The sequence below is a fragment of the Erwinia persicina genome (assembly GCF_014838825.1).
GTDB lineage: Bacteria > Pseudomonadota > Gammaproteobacteria > Enterobacterales > Enterobacteriaceae > Erwinia > Erwinia persicina_A.
On the sequence record NZ_JACYMO010000004.1, the window covers coordinates 59,541 to 82,501 of the forward strand.

Below are 22,961 nucleotides of genomic sequence, written 5' to 3' on the forward strand. Positions count from 1 at the left end.
CGTCGGCCAGGCCGACTACTCTCGTTGCACGACGGCAATTGCGGAACCAGAACCTTCTGAAAGCCTCTGGCCGACACGCAGGGGTTGTCGGAAGATGACGCACCGTCATCGCACTGACACCACACTCCCCCTGCTAAAGCGCGACAGAATACCATTTATTACCGGCAGGCTTAACCTTGATTTTTTTATCGCCCGCCGGTCAGCGCAGAAAAAAACACGCCATTTCAGCGGGATAAATATTATCGCTGTTTAAATTGTTACGATTAAAAGTGCTGTCACTTCCCGTTCCCTGGGGAAGAAAATCTTTTCACCCGGCTGGTGGGCAGGGTATTGGCGGGATCGTCCGGCCAGAGGTGTTTGGGATAGCGCCCTTTCATCTCTTTCTGGACTTCCCGATAGGCCCCCGACCAGAAGGCTGCGAGGTCGCGAGTGATCTGCAGCGGACGGTGTGCCGGGGATAACAGCTCCAGCACCAGCGGCACACGCCCATTAGCCACGCTGGGGTTTTTCGCCTCGCCGTACATCTCCTGCAGGCGTACCGCCAGCGCCGGGGGCTTGTCGCGATCGTACTGAATCGGCAGGCGGCTGCCGGTGGGCACCACGTAATGGGTGGGTAGCAGATTGTCCAGCTGCTGGCGCTGCGCCCAGGTCAGCCGCTGTGACAGGGCACTGGTGATATCAAGCTGACGCAACCCTTTGCCATCCCGCACGCCATTCATGGCGGGCAGCAGCCACTGTTCCAGCGTTGCCAGCAGCGCACTCTCCTGCATATCCGGCCATTCCCCTTCCGCCAGCCACTGCGCGGCACAGTGCAGCCGTACCCGAAGCTGCTCTGCCTGCGGCGTCCAGTTCAGCACCGACAACCCCTTACTGCGCACCCAGCGCAGCATGGCGGCGTGCAGTTCATCTTCGGCAGGTTTTGCCAGCGGCTGCGATTTCAGTACCAGCTGGCCAATCTGCTCCCGCCGCCAGGCGCGCAGCGTGCCTTTCTCATCATCCCATTCAACTTCCGTTTGCTGCTGGACCAGACCGGGCCGCTGGCTGACCAGCCGATCGATATCCAGTGGCAGCGCCTGTAAAATACGTGCGTCGGGCTGACCACTCCCCTGCAGAAGCGCCGGGGCGATCAGCCACTCATAGCGGGTTAAGCCATCCTCACGATCCAGCGAGGCTCCGCTCCCGTTGGCTAACTGATAGCGTCCGTCCACCCCGCGCCGCCGGGCGATACGGTCGGGAAATGCCGCCGCCAGCAGCGGAGCAATCAGATCCTCATCCGGCTGTCCGCCGCTGATGTTCAGCCGCTGTTGCAGCTGACGGGCGCGACGCTGCCACTGCGGCAGACGACGCTGGAAGCTGTCGCGCAGGTCGGCACTGCCGCGTACCGGATCCTCCAGCATCGCCACCAGCGCCGCCGCCGTTGCCACCGCACCGGCATCACTGCCCGCAGCCATCAGCAGAGCGCCAAAGCGCGGCTCACTGCCCAGCGTGGCCATTTTACGCCCTCCGGCCGTCAGTCTGCCGGTATCGTCGGTTGCACCCAGCTGAAACAGCAGCTGTCGCGCTGCCGCGATCCCCGCGGCGGGCGGCGCATCCAGCCACTGCAGCTGACCCGCCTCCTGGCAGCCCCACTGCAGCAGATCGAGCCACAGGGAGGCAAGATCGCTGTGGAGGATCTCCGGATCGCTGTGCGCGGCGGCGCGTTCAGCCTGATCCTTTGCCAGCAGATGAACACAGATGCCGGGTTCAAGACGTCCGGCGCGTCCGGCACGCTGGGTCATTGATGCCTGGCTGACGCGCTGGGTTTGCAGGCAGGTCACTCCGCTGCGCACATCAAACTGTGCGCTGCGCTCCTGGGCGCTGTCCACCACCAGGCGGATTCCCTCAATTGTCAGGCTGGTTTCGGCAATATTCGTCGCCAGCACCACTTTACGCCGCCCGGCGGGCGCAGGCAGGATCGCCCGGCGCTGTTCGGCCAGCGTCAGCGCACCGTACAGCGGGCAGAGGTCAACATCGCCGTCCACCCTTTCCGCGAGCTGCGTCTGTACGCGCTGGATTTCCGCCACGCCGGGCAGGAACAGCAGCATTGAACCCGACTCTTCACGCAAAAGCTGACTGGCCTGGCGGGCAACCGCCTCCTCAAAACGCAGGTGGCTTGCCAGCGGCTGATAACGACGCTCTACCGGGAAGGAGCGTCCCTCCGAACTGATTAAGGGGGCCTGCGGCAGCCAGTCCCGCAGCCGTGAGTTATCCAGGGTCGCAGACATAATCAGCACTTTCAGGTCATCACGCAGACCGCCCTGAACGTCGAGCAGCAGCGCCAGCGCCAGATCCCCCTGCAGGCTGCGCTCATGGAACTCATCAAGGATCACCAGCGATACGCCGTCCAGCATCGGATCCTGCTGCAACATTCGCGTGAGAATCCCTTCGGTCACCACCTCCAGCCGGGTGTGTTGACCGCAGCGGCTTTCACCGCGCATGCGATAACCTACGGTTGCACCAGGTTCCTCACCTAACAGCTCGGCCAGCCGCTGTGCCACGTTGCGCGCGGCCAGCCTGCGGGGTTCAAGCAGCAGGATCCGCCCGTTAAATCCCGCCTGCTGCAGGATCTGTAACGGCAGCCAGGTAGACTTCCCCGCCCCGGTGGGGGCCGCCAGCAGCACCTGCGATGAGGTCCTCAATGCCGCTAACAGCTCGGATAACACGGCACTGACCGGTAATAAACTCACGTTTTCGCTCCATTACAGCATGGTCTAATTTTCGCGGGCATTGTAGCATCCTCCGGGGCGGATTGACCGGGGGGACGCCAGCGCTGTTTTACCGCCGTGCGTTTTCCGTCATCTGCCTGTCATATCAGTGCGCAACGCTACGCAGCCTGTACTGCTGAGGCCGCGTAATTTTTTCGGGTCACTGTCCGTCAGCGTGTTGTGTGGATGTCGCCACGACTCGCCAGCAGGAGATAACGGGCAGGAAATGACGATAAGGAATTCCTATGGAATTTAATCCCGGGCTGCAGTCAGCAACGCTGGTTAAACGCTATAAGCGCTTTCTGGCAGATATTGTGACGCCGGAAGGCGAAACCCTGACTATCCACTGTGCGAATACCGGCGCGATGACCGGTTGCGCCACGCCGGGTGACACCCTGTGGTATTCAACATCGGCCAGTCTGACGCGGAAATATCCGCACAGCTGGGAGCTGACCAGAACCCAGGAGGGGCACTGGATCTGCGTCAACACCCTTCGCGCTAACGCCCTGGTGCGCGAAGCACTTACCGCCGCGACGATCCCGGAGTTAACCGGATACGATACGCTGTTACCGGAAGTAAAATACGGTAGTGAAAACAGCCGCATTGACTTCCTGTTACAGGCAGATAATCGCAGTAACTGCTATATTGAAGTCAAATCCGTGACGCTGTTACAGCAGGGTAAAGGGTATTTTCCGGATGCGGTGACCGAGCGAGGCCAGAAGCATTTGCGCGAACTGATACAGATTGCGCAATCTGGCCATCGGGCGGTACTGTTCTTCGCCGTTCTGCATTCGGGGATTGAGGACGTTTCCCCGGCGCGTCATATTGATGCACGCTACGCGGAACTACTGGTACAGGCACAGCAGAGTGGGGTTGAACTACTCTGCTATAAGGCGCAGTTATCACCCGAAGGGATCCATCTGCACAGGCCCCTGAAGGTGGAGTTGTAAAATGTAGCGCGATTTGCTTTTATACGGCCACTCAGCGGGCATTAAGTGACTGAGTCAATACAGGAAACTGATGCTGCTGCGCTGCCGGATGGACGGAGATGGCGCGCGCTAAATACGCTTTTCCTCACAGGCTTGTCAAGCCATGTTCAGGAATAATTGCTAACCTTGACCGCTTCTGTTATTTATAGCGGCCTGTTTTTTTCCCCAACGTGGGATCGATGCCCGAATATGTCGGGTTGCAGGGTAGCTGCCAACGCCCTGCAGCTTAAAGATGAAGGGTGTAGTGCGTGTTATCCAGGAGAAACAACATGCAAGAAGGGCAAAGCCGTAAAACATCGTCCCTGAGTATTCTCGCCATCGCTGGGGTGGAGCCGTACCAAGAGAAGCCAGGCGAAGAGTATATGAACGAAGCCCAGCTGGAGCACTTCAAGAAAATTCTTGAAGCCTGGCGCAACCAGCTTCGGGATGAAGTGGATCGCACTGTGTCGCATATGCAAGATGAAGCCGCTAACTTCCCGGACCCCGCTGACCGCGCCACTCAGGAAGAAGAGTTTAGTCTTGAACTGCGTAACCGTGACCGTGAGCGCAAGCTGATCAAAAAGATCGAGAAGACGCTGAAGAAAGTGCTCGATGACGATTTTGGCTACTGTGAATCCTGTGGCGTTGAAATCGGTATTCGTCGCCTTGAAGCGCGTCCTACTGCTGATCTTTGTATTGACTGCAAAACGCTGGCGGAAATCCGCGAAAAACAAATGGCCGGTTAACGGCGCATTGATTGTGCAGTGGAGCCGGAAACGGCTCCCGTTTCCGCTTCACTGCCGATCATTTCTCTTATGTCATCATATATTGGGCGCTTCGCCCCTTCCCCGTCCGGCGACCTGCATTTCGGTTCTTTAATAGCGGCTTTAGGCAGTTACCTTCAGGCTCGTGCTGAAAAAGGTCTCTGGCGCGTGCGCATTGAAGACATTGATCCCCCTCGTGAAGTCCCCGGTGCCGCCACACGTATTCTGCATCAGCTGGAACATTACGCCCTGAAATGGGACGGCGAGGTGCTGTGGCAGTCTCAGCGCCACGAGGCCTATCGCGCGGTGCTTGATGACCTGCAGCAGCAGGGCCTCAGCTACTACTGTACCTGCACCCGCAGCCGCATTCAGCAGGCCGGGGGGCACTATGACGGTCACTGCCGCACCCTGGGTCACGGCCCGGAGCGGGCGGCCCTGCGGCTTAAAGTCGATCATCCGGTGACGGCGTTTGAGGATGGTGTGCGCGGCATGGTCAAGGCTGACCCACATCTGGCCCATGAAGATTTTATTATCCATCGCCGCGATGGGCTGTTTGCTTATAACCTGGCAGTGGTGGTTGACGATCATTTTCAGGGGATCACCGAGATCGTACGCGGTGCAGACCTTATCGAACCCACCGTGCGTCAGATGACGCTCTACCAGCAGCTTGGCTGGGATGTCCCCCGACATCTGCATCTGCCGCTGGTGCTTAATCACGACGGCAACAAGCTGTCCAAACAGAATCATGCTCCCGCTCTTCCCGGCGGCGATCCTCGTCCCCCGCTGGTGGAGGCGCTGCGTTTTCTCGGTCAGCGGGTACCGGCAGGCTGGCAGGATCTGACCACGGACATGCTGTTACAGCAGGCGATTGCTCACTGGGCGTGCGCAAATATTCCAATTAATGATGCAAGGCTGGCGCATACGGCGACTTCGGCATTCTCAAACGGTTCACTCTGAGCTATGATTAGCCGCTGTTTTTACCGACCAGATTTCATTGTCACTATCGAGGTGTCCCATTTTTACCCGAGTTGCTAATTTTTGCCGTAAGGTCCTCAGCCGTGAGGAAGTGGCGCCTGCCGTAATCGAGGAAGTGCGTCAGATGGCCGTCGTCCCGCGTGACGCCCATAATATCTCACGCAAGGACATCAGTGAAAATGCCCTCAAGGTGCTTTATCGCCTGAATAAAGCTGGATATGAAGCCTATCTGGTCGGCGGCGGCGTGCGCGATTTGCTGCTGGGTAAAAAGCCGAAAGATTTCGATGTGACCACCAACGCCACCCCGGACCAGATGCGTAAGCTGTTCCGTAACTGTCGCCTGGTCGGCCGCCGTTTTCGTCTGGCACACGTGATGTTTGGCCCAGAGATCATTGAGGTCGCCACCTTCCGCGGTCATCACGAAGCCGAACAACCGGTGACCGAAGACCGTAACAGCTCACAGCGTGGCCAGAACGGGATGCTGCTGCGGGATAACATCTTCGGGTCGATTGAAGATGACGCCCAGCGACGCGACCTGACCATCAACAGCCTTTATTACAGCGTGGCCGACTTTACGGTGCGCGACTACGTAGGCGGTCTGAGCGATCTGCAGCAGGGCATTATCCGCATGATCGGTGATCCGGAAACCCGCTATCGCGAAGATCCGGTGCGCATGCTGCGCGTGGTGCGCTTTGCCGCCAAGCTGGATATGAGCATCGCGGCGGAAACCGGGGAACCCATCCCGCGCCTGGCGACCTTGCTGAATGATATCCCACCCGCGCGCCTGTTTGAGGAAACCCTTAAACTGTTGCAGGCGGGCTACGGTCACAGCACCTATCTGAAACTGCGCGAATATCAGCTGTTCCAGCCGCTGTTCCCGATCCTCACCCGCTACTTCACCGAACAGGGTGACAGTAATATGGAGCGGATGATCCTGCTGGTGCTGAAAAACACCGATAACCGCATTTATAATCAGATGCGTGTTAACCCGGCGTTCCTGTTTGCCGCCATGTTCTGGTATCCGCAGCTCGAAGCCGCGCAGAAAATTGCGCAGGAGAGCGGGCTTGCCTACTACGATGCGTTTGCGCTGTCGATGAATGACGTGCTGGATGAAGCCTGCCGTTCTCTGGCCATCCCGAAACGAATTACCACGCTGGTGCGTGATATCTGGACGCTGCAGCTCCGCCTGTCGCGCCGCCACGGCAAACGCGCCTGGAAGCTGATGGAGCATCCTAAGTTCCGCGCCGCCTACGACCTGCTGGCCCTGCGTGCCGAAGTGGAAAAAAACCACGAGCTGCAGCGCCTTACTACCTGGTGGAGTGAGTTCCAGGTGTCTGCACCGCCGCAGCAGAAAACCATGCTCAACACCCTGGGTGACGATCCGGTTCCGCGCCGTCGCACCCGCCGCCCGCGCAAACGCGTGCCGGGCGCACCACGCCGTGACCAAAATAACGACGCATGATCCGCGTCTATCTGGCACTGGGCAGTAATCTGGCCGACCCGTTGCATCAGGTGCATTCTGCACTGCATGCGCTGGCGGCCATGCCTGATACCACGCTGGTTGCCACCTCGTCTCTCTATCGTACGCCCCCCTACGGTCCACCTGATCAGCCTGATTTTCTCAATGCAGCCGTGGCGCTGGATACCCGGCTGGACGCGGAAAGCCTGCTGAACCACACCCAGCGTATTGAGCTGGAGCAGGGACGCGTGCGTAAAGCCCACCGCTGGGGGCCGCGCACCCTCGACCTGGATATCATGCTGTTTGGTGAGCAGACGCTGAATACGCCACGTCTGACGGTGCCGCACTACGATATGCTCAACCGCGCATTTATGCTGCTCCCGCTGCTGGAGATTGCTCCGGCGCTGTGCCTGCCGGATGGCACACGGCTGGCCGATATTCTTGCCCGGCTCGATACCCGGGCTATCTCCCGCTGGTAACCTGCCCGTTATCCCCCTTTGCACTGCCCTTCCCTTCCTTTAAGATACGCCAACTCAGTTTTCTTAAGGTGAAATGATGAAACCGACAACTGTCTCTACCCTGCACCAGTGGAAACAACAGGGGCGAAAATTCGCTTCGATCACCGCATACGATTTCAGTTTCGCTAAACTCTTTGCCGATGAAGGCATTGAGGTCATGCTGGTCGGGGATTCACTGGGGATGGTGGTGCAGGGCCACGACTCCACGCTGCCGGTCACCATCGCCGATATTGTCTACCATACTCAGGCGGTACGACGCGGCAGCCCGGCAGCCCTGCTGCTTGCTGACCTGCCTTTTATGAGTTATGCCACTCCGGAGCAGACCTTTGGTAACGCCGCGCAGCTGATGCGTGCCGGGGCCAATATGGTCAAGCTGGAAGGCGGTAAATGGCTGGCAGAGACGGTCAGGCAGTTAACCGAGCGCGCCGTACCCGTCTGTGGCCACCTGGGCCTGACACCGCAGTCGGTCAATATTTTCGGCGGGTATAAGGTGCAGGGGCGTGACAGCGCTGCTGCTGACCGCCTGCTGGAAGACGCGCTGGCGCTGGAAGCCGCCGGCATGCAGCTGCTGGTGCTGGAGTGCGTGCCGGTGGCACTGGCACAGCGCATTACCGATGCGCTGACGGTGCCGACCATTGGCATTGGTGCCGGTAACGTCACCGACGGGCAAATTCTGGTGATGCATGATGCCTTTGGTATTACCGGGGGCCATATTCCGAAATTCGCCAAAAACTTCCTCGCGGAAGCGGGCGAAATCCGTGCCGCAGTGCGTCAGTATGTGGCAGAAGTGGCAGACGGACGTTATCCGGCTGCAGAACACAGTTTCCAGTAACCGAGGAGAAAGGCCGTGCTGATTATTGAAACGCTGCCCATGCTGCGCCGCGAAGTCCGTCGCTGGCGTCAGGATGGCAAACGTATTGCGCTGGTTCCCACCATGGGCAACCTGCACGACGGGCATATGACGCTGGTCGATGAAGCGCGCGAACGTGCGGATATTGTGGTGGTGTCGATTTTCGTTAATCCGATGCAGTTCGAACGTGCCGATGACCTGGCGCGCTATCCGCGCACGCTGCAGGAGGACTGCGAAAAGCTGAACCGCCGTGGCGTTGACCTGGTCTTCTCCCCGGCACCCGGCGACGTTTACCCCCAGGGCCTCAGTGAGCAGACTTTTGTTGACGTTCCCGTCCTGTCCACGCTGCTGGAAGGGGCCAGCCGGCCCGGCCACTTCCGGGGGGTTTCCACCATCGTCAGCAAGCTGTTTAACCTGGTCCAGCCCGATCTTGCCTGCTTCGGCGAGAAAGATTATCAGCAGCTGGCGCTGATCCGCAAAATGGTGGCGGATATGGGCTACGATATTGATATCGTCGGCGTGCCGACCGTGCGCGCTAAAGATGGCCTGGCGCTCAGTTCCCGTAATGGCTACCTCACGGCCGGGGAGCGTAAGATTGCCCCCGTCCTCAGCCAGGTCATGCAGGATATCGCCGGCAAACTCAGCCAGGGGGAGCGTCACGTCGAAACCCTGATCGATGCGGCAGAAAGCACCCTCAGCGAGCGGGGGCTTCAGCCTGATGGTCTGGCCATTGTCGATGCCGATACGCTGCTGCCGCTGAATGTCGACAGCCGCCGCGCGGTGATCCTGATGGCCGCGTGGCTGGGCAAAGCGCGTCTGATTGATAACCAGCAGGTTGATCTGACCCAGTAGACAGACGCGCCCGCTCAGGCAATACTGTCGACCGATTTTTTGAATTGACTGCAGAGTGATTATTTATGAACCGTACTATGTTGCAGGGCAAACTTCACCGGGTCAAAGTGACTCAGGCTGACCTGAATTATGAAGGGTCCTGCGCCATCGACCAGGATTTCCTCGACGCTTCCGGCATTCTGCAATATGAAGCGATTGATATTTATAACGTGAACAACGGCCAGCGCTTTTCAACCTATGCGATCGCGGCTGAACGGGGCTCAAAAATCATTTCGGTTAACGGGGCGGCAGCGCGCTGCGCCTGCGAAGGCGATTTGCTGATTATCTGCTCTTACGTGCAGATGTCCGACGCCGAGGCGCGGGAGTGGCAACCAAAAGTGGCCTATTTTGAGGGCGACAACCAGATGAAACGCGTGGCGAAAGCCGTGCCGGTTCAGGTCGCGTAAAACAAAAGGGCCGATCGGTTACAACGATCGGCCCCTGCGTTACAGGTAGGGGTTGACCTTATTTTCCGGCCAACCCGATAAAACAGTTTTAATCAGGTACGTAATCCACGCCCGCGCTGAATTAACACCCACACCAGCGCGTAAAAGACCACGATAAACGCCACCAGCACGCCCAGCGTAAACACCAGCGGCACGTCATTAATCCCCAGAAAACCGTAGCGGAAGCCACTGATCATATACACGATCGGGTTCAGCTTAGACACCATCTGCCAGACCGGCGGCAGCAGGGTCAGCGAATAGAACACGCCCCCTAAATAGGTCAGCGGGGTCAGCACGAAGGTCGGGATCAGGCTGATATCATCGAAGGTACGGGCAAACACCGCGTTCAGCAGGCCCGCCAGCGAGAACAGCACGGCGGTCAGCAGCAGCGTTACCGCCACCATCAGCCATGAATGCACCTGGAACGGGACGAAGAACAGCGAAATGGCCGTAACCAGCACGCCTACGCACACTCCGCGCGCCACACCACCGCCGACATAGCCGGCAATAATCACGTGCGTCGGTACCGGGGCCACCAGCAGCTCTTCTATATTACGCTGGAACTTGGCGCTGAAGAACGAGGAGGCAACGTTGGCATAGGCGTTGGTGATCACCGCCATCATAATCAGGCCCGGCACGATAAACTGCATATAGCTGAAGCCGTGCATTTCACCGATGCGTGAACCAATCAGGTTACCGAAGATAATAAAATAGAGTGTCATGGTGATCACCGGCGGGACCAGCGTCTGGATCCAGATGCGGGCGAAGCGGTTCACTTCTTTACCCCAGATGCTTTTCAGCGCCACCCAATACAAATGTGTCATGCTTTATCTCCACTGTGACCGTTAACCAGGTCCACAAATAACTCCTCAAGACGGTTCGCTTTATTACGCATACTGAGCACCTGCACCCCCTGATGGCTGAGCTGGCTGAACACGCTGTTCAGGCCCTGCTCACGCAGCACTTCGACTTCCAGCGTTGAGGTATCCGCCAGGCGATACTTAAACCCTTCCAGCTTCGGCAGCGGGCTTTTCGGCGCGAGGTCGAGGATAAAGGTTTCCGATTTCAGCTTGGAAAGCAGGCCTTTCATGGAGGTGTTTTCGACCAGCTCCCCGCGCTGAATAATGCCGATATTGCGGCACAGCATCTCGGCTTCTTCCAGATAGTGGGTGGTCAGGATAATGGTGGTGCCCTGCGCATTCAGCTCCTGCAGGAAGGTCCACATGGAACGACGCAGTTCGATATCCACCCCGGCGGTGGGTTCATCGAGGATCAGCAGCTTGGGCTCATGCATCAGCGCACGGGCAATCATCAGACGACGCTTCATGCCGCCGGAGAGCATCCGCGCACGTTCGTTACGCTTTTCCCACAGATCGAGCTGTCTCAGGTACTTTTCAGCACGTTTCTGCGCTTCGGCTTTTTCCACGCCGTACAGCCCGGCCTGGCTGACCACGATCTGTAGCACGGTTTCAAACTGGTTAAAGTTGAACTCCTGCGGTACCAGACCCAGCTGGCGCTTGGCATTGACCACGTCCTGCTGCAGATCGTAGCCAAACACCCGCACCTTGCCAGCGGTTTTATTCACCAGCGAACTGATAATCCCGATGGTGGTGGACTTACCGGCGCCGTTTGGCCCCAGTAGCGCATAGAAATCACCGGCTTCAACCGTGAGATCGATACCTTTTAGCGCCTGAACCCCACCGGCGTAGGTTTTGGTCAGTTTTTCAAGCTCCAGTGCATAAGTCATAGGTTAAAGAGTGCCCTGTTTTGTTTAGGTTTCTTGTTTGTGATTTTCAATCGTGCCGCATTGCCCTATATTACTGCATCGCATTTTGAGCAACGGGTCGACACCATTATGAAAGACATTGATACCCTTATCAGCAACAATCGCCAGTGGTCCCGGTTGCTGAAAGAGGAAGACCCCGGCTTCTTTGAGCGCCTTTCTCTGGCGCAAAAACCCCGTTTTCTCTGGATTGGCTGTTCTGACAGCCGGGTACCTGCCGAGCGCCTGACCGGGCTGGAACCGGGTGAACTGTTCGTCCACCGCAATGTCGCCAACCTGGTGATCCACACCGATTTAAACTGCCTGTCAGTGGTGCAGTACGCGGTAGAGGTGCTGGAAGTTGAGCACGTCATTATCTGTGGCCACTATGGCTGCGGGGGCGTTCAGGCCGCCGTCGAAAATCCTGAGCTGGGCCTGATCGATAACTGGCTGCTGCATATTCGCGATTTGTGGTACAAGCATAGTTCGTTACTGGGTGAACTGCCGCCCGAAAAACGTTTCGATAAACTGTGTGAAATCAACGTCATTGAGCAGGTGTATAACCTGGGTCACTCGACGGTGATGCAGTCAGCCTGGAAACGCGGACAGAAGGTCAATATTCATGGCTGGGTCTACGGCATCCAGGACGGTTATCTGCGCGATCTGGGCGTCAGTTCTGCCAGTCGCGAAATCCTGGAACAGCGCTACCGCCACGGTATTGCTAACCTGCTGAACGACCCGGATCTCAACCCGTAAGCCACCTGTTCTGGCGGCACCGCCAGTCTACACTCACGCGGCATAAGGCCAGGCGGCGTGCGGAATAATGAACAGGCGGGATATGGTATATCAGGCCGGAGAACCCGGCCTTAGTCGATTGTGCTGTGCTTACACCTTACGGGTTACTCGTCCAGCATCACCACTTTACCCACATAGGGCAGATGACGATAACGCTGGGCGTAATCAATACCATAACCCACCACAAATTCGTCAGGGATGGCAAAGCCCACATACTCAACCGGCACGTCAACTTCACGACGAGAAGGCTTATCCAGCAGCGTACAGATCGCCAGTGACTTCGGTCCGCGCAGGCGGAAAATTTCCCGCACTTTGCTCAAGGTATTACCTGAATCAATAATATCTTCAACAATTAACACGTCTTTGCCACGGATATCCTCATCCAGATCCTTCAGGATCTTTACATCACGTGAGCTTGAGGTGCCATTGCCATAGCTTGAGGCCGTCATAAAATCGACTTCGTGTGACACTTCGATTGTGCGGCACAGGTCGGCCATAAACATAAATGAGCCGCGCAGCAGGCCAACCAGCACCATCTCGCTGCCGCTGTCGCGGTAGTGGTCACTGATTTGTCTGCCAAGTTCGGCAACGCGGGATTTGATCTCAGCTTCGGAGATCATCACTTCAACGGTATGTTTCATAGGTAGCGCTTCGTCGATTGCTCAGGGAAAGCGGTGAAGTTTATCACACTTCGCCACGGCTTCGCTCACCGTTGCGCAACGGATTTTCCTGCTATACAAAGCAGACATATAGACTGCTATACGTTCAGATAGCCATATTTCATATGGCATTTTGATTTAACCATAGAGCGTTTAGGCATTTATGGCGGCACCCTGCCTCATGCTAGTTTATGCGCAACAATAATAGATCCTATGCCTGACGGCCGGAGTTCTCATGCCTTCCTCACATTCTAAAAAAACACACATCGGCACGCGCGAGCTGCACCCTGAAACCCAGATGCTTAACTATGGCTATGATCCGTCACTGTCAGAGGGCGCGGTGAAACCGCCGGTATTTCTCACTTCGACCTTTGTGTTTAACAGCGCAGAAGAGGGTCGCGACTTCTTTGATTACGTTTCCGGCCGCCGTGAGCCGCCCGCCGGGGAAGGCAACGGATTGGTGTATTCGCGCTTTAATCACCCGAACAGTGAGATTGTGGAAGACCGCCTGGCGATCTATGAACGCACCGACAGCGCGGCACTGTTCTCCTCCGGGATGTCGGCCATTTCCACCACCCTGCTGGCGTTTGTCAAACCGGGCGATACCATCCTGCACTCCCAGCCGCTGTACGGCGGTACGGAGACGCTGCTGAGTAAAACCTTCCGCAACCTGGGTGTCTCGACGCTCGGGTTTGCTGACGGTGTGGATGAACAGGGAGTACAGGCTGCTGCAGAGGAAGCGATGACGCTGGGTCGGGTGTCGGTGATCCTGATTGAGTCCCCGGCCAACCCCACTAACAGCCTGGTCGACATTGCACTGGTGAAGCGCGTGGCCGACCATATTGAGCGCCAGCAGCAGCATCGCCCGATTATCGCCTGTGATAACACCCTGCTTGGCCCGGTCTTTTCACGGCCGACCGAACACGGGGCCGATATCTCGCTCTACTCGCTGACGAAATATGTCGGCGGCCATTCCGACCTGATTGCCGGTGCAGCCATGGGCAGCAAGGCGTTAATTCGTCAGGTGAAGGCCCTGCGAAGCGCCATCGGTACCCAGCTTGATCCGCACTCCAGCTGGATGATCGGCCGTTCGCTGGAGACGCTGGCGCTGCGTATGGAGCGCGCCAACGATAATGCCGCCGCGGTGGCCGCCTTCCTGCAAAGCCATCCGCAGGTGGAAAAGGTCCACTACCTGCCGTTCCTTGACCCGGCCTCTGCCGCAGGCAGAGTGTTCAGCACCCAGTGCAGCGGTGCCGGCTCGACGTTCTCGTTTGATATTCGCGGCGGTGAGGCGGCGGCATTCCGCTTCCTTAACACCCTGCAGCTGTTTAAGCTGGCGGTCAGCCTCGGCGGCACCGAATCCCTTGCCAGCCATCCTGCCAGCACCACCCACTCCGGCGTACCGATCGAAGTACGCAACCGTTTCGGCATCACCTCTTCCACCATTCGCCTGTCGATTGGCATAGAGAATAAAGAGGATTTAATCGAGGACGTACGGCTGTCGCTGGCGTAACGCTCTCGCGGTAAGGTAGCGGGTCGATCGCTGATCGGCCCCTGCGAAATTTCTCTTCCCCGGACACTCCCTGAAAGGCGTTCCCCTCGCTTTCACGCTAACTGGCCACCCTGTTTTCTAAGCTGCCTGTACGGCAGTGAACCGTTAGCTTACGTCATTACCCCGTTGACTTCCTTACCTTTTATCACGATGTTTGGGCAAAACCCTTTTTTCTCACTTTGTTTAAATACTGACAATAATCAGTAACATATAAATCGACTCAAAAAAAGGGTCTGCCGTGCCGGAGATTACGCCACGGTGAAGCCGAGCATCATACCGGTGTCTTCATGCTCCAGCAGGTGGCAGTGGGCCATATAAGCATTGGCGGCGTCGGCCTGATGATTAAAGCGTACCAGTACCTCACTGCGCCAGCCTTCGACACGCACCGTGTCTTTCCAGCCGCTGCGGTGGGCCGCAGGGGGTTTGCCGTTTTCAGAGAGAATACGGAACTGGGTGCCGTGAATATGGAACGGATGCAGCATCATGTCGCCTTCGCCGGAAACGGTCCATTTCTCGAAGGCTCCCTGCTTCACTTCAAACGATGGCTTATCCATGTTAAACGCAACACCGTTAATCTTGTTCGCCTGATGGAAATCGTAAGCACCGGACGGCTTATCATGTGCCATTCCCGCCATTTTCTTGTGGTCCATACCGGGCATATTATCGTGCCCTGCCATCGCCATCTTGTCCGCATCATCTGCGCCGTCGTGGGCATCCATCTTCATACCTGCCATTGAGGTATGGCCGTATTTTTCCACCAGGGCTGCCATACCGAGACGGTCCAGCTCAGGATCCATCATCAGCTGCAGCCAGCGGGTGTTCAGCCCTTTTGTGGGCGGGACCGCAGGCAGATCCACCAGCTTATCGGGCAGCGTGCCGCTGGCCAGCACCCGCAGGGGATTGATCGACAGCACCGGCAGCGGATAATCGAAAGGCTCCACCGTCATCCCCATCTGCCGCACGGGCAGGGTTTGCAGGTCAAATGCTTTGCCATCAGAGGTGTCCACCAGCACTTCGAAGCGTTCGCCCGGCATCATCGGCAGTTCGGTGACCGGCACCGGTTCAGCCAGCAGCCCGCCGTCGCTGGCGATCACATACATGGGACGCTGGTCGCTGGTGGTCAGATTAAGAGAACGGGCATTACAGCCGTTGAGCAGCCGCAGGCGTAACCAGCCGCGCGGTGCCGCGGTCTGCGGATAGATAGCTCCATTGGTCAGCATCGTATCGCCAAACCAGCCCATAGCGGCACTCATCACATCCAGCTGGTAGTCAATCTGGCTGCCGTCAGCGCTCAGGCGTTTATCCTGTAAGACGACAGGAATATCATCCACGCCCCACAGCGTGGGCAGCCGCAGTTTGCCGCTCTCCGGATCGTTAATCAGCACCAGCCCGGCCAGCCCCTGCGCCACCTGATAGCCGGTGCGTCCATGCTGATGCGGATGGAACCAGCAGGTCGCTGCAGGCTGATCCGGGGTAAAGGTGACGCGGCGCTTTTGACCCGGCTCAATACGCGCCTGTGGCCCGCCATCAACATTGCCCGGCAATTCCAGACCGTGCCAGTGTACGGTGGTGGCTTCCGGCAGCCGGTTATAGATGTTGATATTGACCTCTTTGCCGCGCTCCAGCTGAATAGCCGGGCCCAGCAGGCTGCCGTTATAGCCCCAGGTAGGGACATTTTTGCCCCGCCACTGGCTGCTGCCCGCCTGTGCGGTCAGGGTAATTTCACTGCGGGCATCGGCCGTCAGCAACGTGGGGACGGGCAGCAGCGGGCGCTGTTCCGCCGCCATTAATGAACGGCTCCACAGCGGCAGGGCGCTGGCTGCGCCAACGGCAGCGCTTAATTTAAGAAAATCACGACGTTGCATCATCCATTCCTTTTGTCAGATGTCGATATCCCCGGGCAAGTCAGTCGCAGGGGCCAGTATTATCCGCAGCATAAACCCTGCCCCAGCGGGAAGGTCAAGCACGTAAAATGACGGTGCATTGGGTGCTTCAGGATTTTTCTGCCGCAAAAGTGGCTGGCACCCGGCGTGAACTGTGCTAACGTCTGCTTATTGCACACGTATGAGAAAAATCATGAAGAAAAGCATCAAGGCTCTGTTGCTGTTAGGGCTGTTTGGCTTCTCCTCCACCAGCTTCGCACTGAGCGAATCGGAAGCAGAAGATTTGGCAGATTTAACCGCTGTATTTGTTTATCTGAAAAATGATTGTGGTTACCAGGAACTTCCCGACGGCCAAATCCGCCGCGCACTGGTCTTTTTTGCACAACAGAATCGTTGGGATCTGACCAATTACAACAGCTTCAATATGAAAGCACTCGGTGAAGACAGCTACCGCGATCTGAGCGGCATTGCCGTCCCGAACGATACCAAATGCAAATCTCTGGCTCGTGATTCACTGAGTCTGCTTGCCTACGTGAAGTAATCGACCATACTCATCCTCCTGCTGCCGCTGATTTGACCGTGCAACCACGGTCATAAATAGCTATGATACTGGCCCATTTTTTACGGCTGTGATACCCGTTTTTCAGGTGCCGGGGCGCGGACTGTCCGCAACCGCATCGCTTTCGGGATGCACAGGCCGGCCTCGTTATCCCGGCCGGCACAGGTCAGGCAACCGCCCCCCGTTCACACAGTGTTCACCGGGGTGCCTCCTGGCTGAAACCTGAATGACGCAGAGTCTATGAGGAGGAAAACCGACCATGAGCGATAATGAAATGTGGTATGAAACGCTTCATACCGGGTTCGGGCAGTATTTTACTGTCGATAAGGTACTGTATCGCGAGCAGACCGGGCATCAGGATCTGATCATCTTCGAAAATGCGGCACTGGGTCGCGTAATGGCGCTTGACGGTGTGGTACAAACCACCGAGCGCGATGAGTTTATTTATCACGAAATGATGACTCACGTTCCCCTGCTGGCACATGGCGCACCTAAACGCGTTCTGATCATCGGTGGCGGAGATGGGGCCATGCTGCGTGAAGTGAGCCGCCATAAAAATATCGAACAGATCACTATGGTCGAAATCGATGAAGGCGTCGTGACCTTCTGTAAGGAACATCTGCCCAACCACAGCCAGGGCGCTTATAATGATCCGCGCTTTACGCTGGTCATCGATGATGGTGTGAACTTCGTTAAGCAGACCCGCGAAAAATTCGATGTCATTATTTCTGACTGTACCGACCCCATCGGGCCGGGTGAAAGTCTGTTTACTTCAGACTTTTATGAGGGTTGCCACCGCTGCCTGAATCAGGATGGCATATTCGTGGCACAAAATGGCGTCTGTTTCCTGCAGCAGGATGAAGCGGTTAACAGTCATCGCAAACTCAGCCACTATTTTGAGGATGTCAGCTTCTACCAGGCGGCGATCCCGACCTATTACGGCGGCATTATGACCTTTGCCTGGGCCAGCAATAATCCGGCGCTGCGCCAGCTTGATACCGCGACTATCGCCTCACGCTTTGCCGACGCGGGTCTGACCTGCCGTTATTATAATCCGGCGATCCACACTGGCAGCTTTGCCCTGCCGCAATATTTGTTGAATGCGCTGGCTGACTAGCCGGGCATTTTAAGGGGGTGAGTGAAATTGCAAAAGCTTAAACTACATGGCTTCAACAACCTGACGAAAAGCCTGAGTTTTTGTATCTACGATATCTGTTACGCCAACACGGATGCTGAACGCGACGGATATATTGCATACATTGATGAGCAGTATAATGCCAACCGCCTGACTGAAATTCTGAGCGAGACCTGCTCAATTATCGGTGCTAACGTGCTCAATATCGCACGTCAGGATTATGAGCCTCAGGGTGCCAGCGTGACGATTCTGGTCAGTGAAGAGCCGATCGACCCGCGCGACATCGATACCTCCGAACATCCCGGCCCGCTGCCGAATTCCGTGGTCGCTCACCTTGATAAAAGCCATATCTGCGTCCATACCTACCCGGAAAGCCATCCCGAAGGCGGCCTGTGTACCTTCCGTGCGGACATTGAAGTGTCGACCTGCGGGGTGATTTCGCCGCTGAAAGCGCTGAACTACTTAATTCATCAGCTCGAGTCCGATATTGTTACTATCGATTATCGTGTGCGTGGCTTCACCCGCGACGTCAACGGGGTGAAACACTTTATCGATCATGAGATTAACTCTATCCAGAATTTCATGTCAGACGATATGAAATCGATGTATGACCTGATGGATGTGAATGTGTATCAGGAAAATATCTTCCACACCAAAATGATGTTGAAAGAGTTCGACCTGAAACACTATCTGTTTAATACCAAACCGTCCGATCTCAGCCCGCAGGAGCACAAGCGTATTACCGACCTGCTGTGGAAGGAGATGCGTGAGATTTACTACGGCCGTAATATTCCCTCAGTGGGGTTAAAAACGCAGTAAGGGGGATGCCCCCTGTTTAGCGATAGCGGACTGGTGCGGGTCGATCGTCGATCGACCCGACCTGTTTTGCCGCTTAACGTCCCTGCAGAAACGCCCGGTAGGCGGCAATCACCGCCAGGAAGTCCTCTACGCCGCAGAACGCCAGGCTCTCTTCATCGTAATAGTTCATGCCATCTTCCATCTCGTCGCCTTCAAAACCGAGCTGGTTTGAGCGGATCATCACTTCTTCTTCATCCAGCAGCAGGGTATATTCACTGCCCACGCGCTGCCACTGGCGCACGCTGCCTTTCACCTCTGCGATGGCCGCTTCAACGTCATCCAGCAGCGCCAGGTTTTCGTTCACCTCATCGTTAAACCAGTGGCCGACGGCCTCGTGGCCCATCGTCATGCGCACCTTCACGCCACCGGTAATGTCTCTTAAAAATTCATATTCCATCGCGCCTTCCTCCCGGCCTGCCTGCTTAACCCCATTTTGCGCGCCTGCCGCGACAATACTGAGCTTTGGCGCGCATTATCGCAGCCAGGCGCGGGAAAAGCAGCGGTTTTACGCAGGCATAAAAAAACCGGGCACTGGGCCCGGTTTGTTAACTGCAGACTGACGCTTAAACTGCCGTCTGGAAAATCACACCGTCGGCTTTGTCGGTGTACTGACTCAGCTGGTCAAAGTTCAGGTAACGATAGGTATCTACTGCGGTTTTATCCACCTGATCCATAAACGTCAGATACTCTTCTGGCGTAGGCAGTTTACCCAGCAGTGAAGCGACCGCTGACAGCTCGGCAGAAGCAAGATAGACGTTAGCGCCGGTGCCCAGACGGTTAGGGAAGTTACGCGTTGACGTCGATACCACTGTCGCCCCATCTGCCACACGCGCCTGGTTACCCATGCACAGCGAACAGCCAGGGATCTCAATGCGCGCACCGCTCTTACCGAACACGCTGTAGTAACCTTCTTCAGTCAGCTGTGCCGCATCCATCTTGGTAGGCGGAGCCACCCACAGACGGGTAGGCAGCTGGCCTTTATGCGCATCCAGCAGTTTGCCGGCCGCGCGGAAGTGACCGATGTTCGTCATGCAGGAACCGATAAAGACTTCATCGATTTTTGTCCCCTGCACGTCGGACAGCAGACGGGCATCATCCGGATCGTTCGGCGCACACAGGATCGGCTCTTTAATATCGGCCAGATCGATGTCGATCACTGCCGCATATTCCGCATCCGCATCGCCTTCCAGCAGCTGCGGATCGGCCAGCCATTTTTCCATGCCCTGAATACGGCGCTCAAGCGTACGACGATCGCCGTAACCTTCTGAGATCATCCACTTCAGCAGCACGATGTTGGAGTTCAGATACTCGATAATCGGATCTTTACTCAACTTGATCGAGCAACCCGCAGCAGAACGCTCAGCGGACGCATCTGACAGCTCGAATGCCTGCTCAACTTTGAGGTCCGGCAGACCTTCAATTTCCAGAATACGGCCAGAGAAGATGTTTTTCTTCCCTTTCTTCTCAACGGTCAGCAGACCCGCTTTAATCGCATACAGCGGGATCGCATGCACCAGATCGCGCAGGGTGATACCCGGCTGCATTTTGCCTTTAAAGCGTACCAGTACAGATTCAGGCATATCCAGCGGCATCACACCGGTCGCAGCGGCAAAGGCCACCAGACCTGAACCCGCCGGGAAGGAAATACCGATAGGGAAACGGGTGTGGGAGTCACCGCCGGTGCCGACGGTATCCGGCAGCAGCATACGGTTCAGCCAGCTGTGGATAATGCCATCGCCCGGACGCAGCGACACGCCACCGCGGTTCATGATGAAGTCAGGCAGCGTATGGTGTGTAGTGACGTCAACCGGCTTCGGATAGGCGGCGGTATGGCAGAAGGACTGCATCACCAGATCGGCAGAGAAGCCCAGGCAGGCCAGGTCTTTCAGCTCATCACGGGTCATGGGACCGGTAGTGTCCTGAGAGCCAACCGAGGTCATTTTGGGTTCGCAGTAAGCGCCCGGACGAACCCCGTTCACGCCACAGGCACGGCCCACCATTTTCTGCGCCAGTGAGAAACCACGGGTGCTGGCTGCCACGTCTTTCGCCTGCTCGAACACATCGCTGTGCGGCAGATTAAGAGATTCGCGGGCTTTCGTGGTCAGGCCACGGCCAATGATCAGCGGGATACGGCCACCGGCACGCACTTCATCCACCAGCACATTGGTTTTCAGCTCGAAGTTAGCCAGCACTTCACCGGTATCATGATTGCGCACTTCACCTTTATACGGATAGATGTCGATGACATCGCCCATATTCAGACGGTCAACATCCACTTCAATCGGCAGTGCGCCCGCATCTTCCATGGTGTTGAAGAAGATAGGGGCGATTTTACCGCCGAGGCAGACGCCGCCGCCTTTCTTGTTCGGCACGTAAGGAATGTCGTCGCCCATAAACCACAGCACCGAGTTGGTGGCTGATTTACGTGAAGAACCAGTACCCACCACGTCACCGACGTAGGTCAGCGGGAAGCCTTTAGCCTGTAATGCTTTAATCTGTTTGATCGGGCCAACGTTGCCGGCATCATCGGGTTCGATGCCTTCACGGGCGTTTTTCAACATCGCCAGCGCGTGCAGTGGAATATCCGGGCGAGACCAGGCATCCGGCGCCGGAGAGAGGTCGTCGGTGTTGGTTTCGCCGGTCACTTTGAACACGGTTACGGTGATTTTTTCTGCCAGTTTAGGGCGCTTAAGGAACCACTCGGCATCAGCCCACGACTGAATAATTTTTTTCGCGTGCGGGTTACCGGCTTTGGATTTTTCTTCAACATCATAGAAGTTGTCGAACATCAGCAGCGTGTGGGACAGCGCTTCAGCGGCAATCGGTGCCAGCTTTTCATCGTCAAGCGCGTCAATCAGCGCATGGATGTTGTAGCCACCCTGCATGGTACCCAGCAGCTTAACGGCCAGTTCAGGAGTCACCAGAGGAGAGGTTGTTTCGCCTTTTGCGACGGCAGCCAGGAAACCGGCTTTCACATAGGCCGCTTCGTCAACGCCCGGCGGCACTCGATTGATTAACAGGTCGGACAGAAATTCTTCTTCACCCGCTGGAGGGGCTTTTAGCAGTTCAACCAGCGCGGCCATTTGGGAAGCATCTAACGGTTTTGGAACAATCCCCTGGGCAGCACGCTCGGCAACGTGCTTACGGTATTCTTCTAGCACGACGTTCTCCTCGCTCTCATTGTATTTGGCATCCCGGGCTACCTGATCCACCGTAAAGTGAAACAATCCATGTGTAGGGTATGGTGCCCGGTTCCGCGAGGGCCAGCATAGCAGGATTTCGGCGGCATGTTAATCCGTTTACAAAAAAGCAACATCATTACCCTGACCGTTTTTAGGGGCAAAAAAGCGCTTTTCCAGCGCCTTTCACTGCCTTATCCTGCCAATTCTGCCGGTTATTCTTCATCCTGGAATAAAAAACAGCGTATGTTCCGCAAAGCCATCTCCCGCCTGTCGGTGTGGAAATAAATGCAGCTTATTGTAACGCGGCGTTCAATAACTTATCAGGGGGGCAAACCGGAGGGAAAGAGAAGCACAGGAAGAGGGCGAGGCCTGGGGGACAAAAACAAAAAAAGCCGCACATGGCGGCTTTTTTATCACTGACGCTGCACTGCTCGGGCTGTTATGCCGTCATCGCGATCGTCTTTGTCAGTGAGGTTATCGCGAATTACAGCGCGACAACGTTTACTGCTGATGGACCTTTAGCGCCGTTCTCGATAGAGAACTCCACTTTCTGGCCTTCATCTAAGGTTTTGAAATCGCTGCTCTGGATTGCAGAGAAATGTACGAATACATCTTTGCTGCCGTCTGCAGGAGTGATAAAACCGAAGCCTTTATCAGCGTTAAACCATTTTACTAAACCAGTCATTTTGTTAGACATAATATTTCCTATTCATTTTTGAGCCACTTTACATGGCGAACATGGCCTGTTCATCAGAATTTATCTTATGGGCACTTAGGAGGAGGCTCTCGATGAAGGGATATCTGTGATAACACTTGTACTGAGGACTGCTTTACTAAAACTGCTTTCATAAGGTCTGTATTCCAAACCGATGCAAACATAGTAGACCGGATACGCCTGAACAAGCAAGGATTCATTTCACTTATATTTTTGGAACTTTATGCCGCCTTCGTTGTCAGTGAA

The 22,961-nt window shown here is 56.3% G+C and carries 21 protein-coding genes; 13 read left to right on the forward strand and 8 right to left on the reverse strand.

What is annotated here, in order from left to right:
- Positions 1-275: 275 nt before the first annotated feature.
- Entirely contained in the window at positions 276-2,726 is a 2,451-nt protein-coding gene (gene hrpB / locus IFU29_RS11780; RefSeq protein WP_191934101.1) for an ATP-dependent helicase HrpB, read from the reverse strand.
- Between the two features lie 263 nt (positions 2,727-2,989).
- Between hrpB and sfsA the strand changes: the two genes are divergently transcribed.
- From sfsA to panD, 8 genes are all read left to right on the forward strand, one after another.
- Complete coding sequence (gene sfsA / locus IFU29_RS11785) at positions 2,990-3,694, forward strand: DNA/RNA nuclease SfsA (protein ID WP_191934102.1); 705 nt, start codon at positions 2,990-2,992, stop codon at positions 3,692-3,694.
- A gap of 308 nt (positions 3,695-4,002) precedes the next feature.
- Complete coding sequence (dksA, locus tag IFU29_RS11790; protein WP_191934103.1) at positions 4,003-4,458, forward strand: RNA polymerase-binding protein DksA; 456 nt, start codon at positions 4,003-4,005, stop codon at positions 4,456-4,458.
- Positions 4,459-4,527: 69 nt separating this feature from the next.
- Positions 4,528-5,433, forward strand: a complete 906-nt coding sequence (gluQRS, locus tag IFU29_RS11795; protein ID WP_191934104.1) for a tRNA glutamyl-Q(34) synthetase GluQRS — start codon at positions 4,528-4,530, stop codon at positions 5,431-5,433.
- 58 nt (positions 5,434-5,491) lie between these two features.
- The gene (pcnB, locus tag IFU29_RS11800) at positions 5,492-6,913 is read left to right on the forward strand and encodes a polynucleotide adenylyltransferase PcnB (protein WP_342214473.1); all 1,422 of its coding nucleotides are present in this window, start codon (positions 5,492-5,494) and stop codon (positions 6,911-6,913) included.
- The gene (gene folK / locus IFU29_RS11805; RefSeq protein ID WP_191934106.1) at positions 6,910-7,389 is read left to right on the forward strand and encodes a 2-amino-4-hydroxy-6-hydroxymethyldihydropteridine diphosphokinase; all 480 of its coding nucleotides are present in this window, start codon (positions 6,910-6,912) and stop codon (positions 7,387-7,389) included. Before pcnB ends, folK begins: the two co-directional genes overlap by 4 nt.
- Positions 7,390-7,465: 76 nt before the next feature.
- Positions 7,466-8,260 carry a 3-methyl-2-oxobutanoate hydroxymethyltransferase gene (gene panB / locus IFU29_RS11810; RefSeq protein ID WP_191934107.1) on the forward strand — a complete coding sequence of 265 codons (795 nt, stop codon included), beginning with the start codon at positions 7,466-7,468 and terminating at the stop codon, positions 8,258-8,260.
- A 15-nt stretch (positions 8,261-8,275) separates the two neighbouring features.
- On the forward strand, positions 8,276-9,130 hold the full coding sequence (gene panC / locus IFU29_RS11815; RefSeq protein ID WP_191934108.1) for a pantoate--beta-alanine ligase: 855 nt from the start codon (positions 8,276-8,278) through the stop codon (positions 9,128-9,130).
- Positions 9,131-9,195: 65 nt separating this feature from the next.
- Positions 9,196-9,576 (forward strand): aspartate 1-decarboxylase, encoded by a 381-nt coding sequence (gene panD, locus IFU29_RS11820; RefSeq protein WP_062747172.1) that lies wholly within the window; start codon positions 9,196-9,198, stop codon positions 9,574-9,576.
- 92 nt (positions 9,577-9,668) lie between these two features.
- Here panD and IFU29_RS11825 read toward each other — a convergent pair whose 3' ends face one another.
- Both IFU29_RS11825 and IFU29_RS11830 read right to left on the reverse strand, forming a co-directional pair.
- Positions 9,669-10,439, reverse strand: coding sequence for an ABC transporter permease (locus IFU29_RS11825; protein ID WP_191934109.1), 771 nt, complete (start codon positions 10,437-10,439; stop codon positions 9,669-9,671).
- Entirely contained in the window at positions 10,436-11,362 is a 927-nt protein-coding gene (locus tag IFU29_RS11830; protein WP_191934110.1) for an ABC transporter ATP-binding protein, read from the reverse strand. The genes IFU29_RS11825 and IFU29_RS11830 overlap by 4 nt, the downstream gene beginning before the upstream one ends.
- Positions 11,363-11,470: 108 nt before the next feature.
- Here IFU29_RS11830 and can point away from each other — a divergent pair, with 108 nt between their 5' ends.
- Positions 11,471-12,133 (forward strand): carbonate dehydratase, encoded by a 663-nt coding sequence (can, locus tag IFU29_RS11835; protein ID WP_118665867.1) that lies wholly within the window; start codon positions 11,471-11,473, stop codon positions 12,131-12,133.
- A 143-nt stretch (positions 12,134-12,276) separates the two neighbouring features.
- On the opposite strand, the gene hpt is transcribed toward can, so the two are convergent.
- A complete protein-coding gene (hpt, locus tag IFU29_RS11840; protein WP_062747178.1) occupies positions 12,277-12,813 on the reverse strand; it encodes a hypoxanthine phosphoribosyltransferase in 537 nt (178 codons plus the stop codon).
- Between the two features lie 253 nt (positions 12,814-13,066).
- Here hpt and IFU29_RS11845 point away from each other — a divergent pair, with 253 nt between their 5' ends.
- The gene (locus IFU29_RS11845; protein ID WP_062747181.1) at positions 13,067-14,344 is read left to right on the forward strand and encodes a cystathionine gamma-synthase family protein; all 1,278 of its coding nucleotides are present in this window, start codon (positions 13,067-13,069) and stop codon (positions 14,342-14,344) included.
- A gap of 287 nt (positions 14,345-14,631) precedes the next feature.
- On the opposite strand, the gene cueO is transcribed toward IFU29_RS11845, so the two are convergent.
- Complete coding sequence (gene cueO, locus IFU29_RS11850; RefSeq protein ID WP_191934369.1) at positions 14,632-16,248, reverse strand: multicopper oxidase CueO; 1,617 nt, start codon at positions 16,246-16,248, stop codon at positions 14,632-14,634.
- Between the two features lie 211 nt (positions 16,249-16,459).
- Between cueO and IFU29_RS11855 the strand changes: the two genes are divergently transcribed.
- From IFU29_RS11855 to speD, 3 genes are all read left to right on the forward strand, one after another.
- Positions 16,460-16,807, forward strand: coding sequence for a YacC family pilotin-like protein (locus IFU29_RS11855; RefSeq protein ID WP_062747186.1), 348 nt, complete (start codon positions 16,460-16,462; stop codon positions 16,805-16,807).
- 277 nt (positions 16,808-17,084) lie between these two features.
- Positions 17,085-17,942 (forward strand): polyamine aminopropyltransferase, encoded by an 858-nt coding sequence (speE, locus tag IFU29_RS11860; protein WP_191934111.1) that lies wholly within the window; start codon positions 17,085-17,087, stop codon positions 17,940-17,942.
- 27 nt (positions 17,943-17,969) lie between these two features.
- Complete coding sequence (speD, locus tag IFU29_RS11865; RefSeq protein WP_062747316.1) at positions 17,970-18,779, forward strand: adenosylmethionine decarboxylase; 810 nt, start codon at positions 17,970-17,972, stop codon at positions 18,777-18,779.
- Positions 18,780-18,852: 73 nt separating this feature from the next.
- Here speD and yacL read toward each other — a convergent pair whose 3' ends face one another.
- The 3 genes from yacL to cspG form a co-directional block, all read right to left on the reverse strand.
- Positions 18,853-19,215, reverse strand: coding sequence for a protein YacL (gene yacL / locus IFU29_RS11870; protein WP_191934112.1), 363 nt, complete (start codon positions 19,213-19,215; stop codon positions 18,853-18,855).
- Between the two features lie 166 nt (positions 19,216-19,381).
- Positions 19,382-21,979, reverse strand: coding sequence for a bifunctional aconitate hydratase 2/2-methylisocitrate dehydratase (gene acnB / locus IFU29_RS11875; RefSeq protein ID WP_191934113.1), 2,598 nt, complete (start codon positions 21,977-21,979; stop codon positions 19,382-19,384).
- 505 nt (positions 21,980-22,484) lie between these two features.
- Entirely contained in the window at positions 22,485-22,697 is a 213-nt protein-coding gene (cspG, locus tag IFU29_RS11880) for a cold shock protein CspG (RefSeq protein ID WP_062747198.1), read from the reverse strand.
- Between the last annotated feature and the right edge of the window lie 264 nt (positions 22,698-22,961).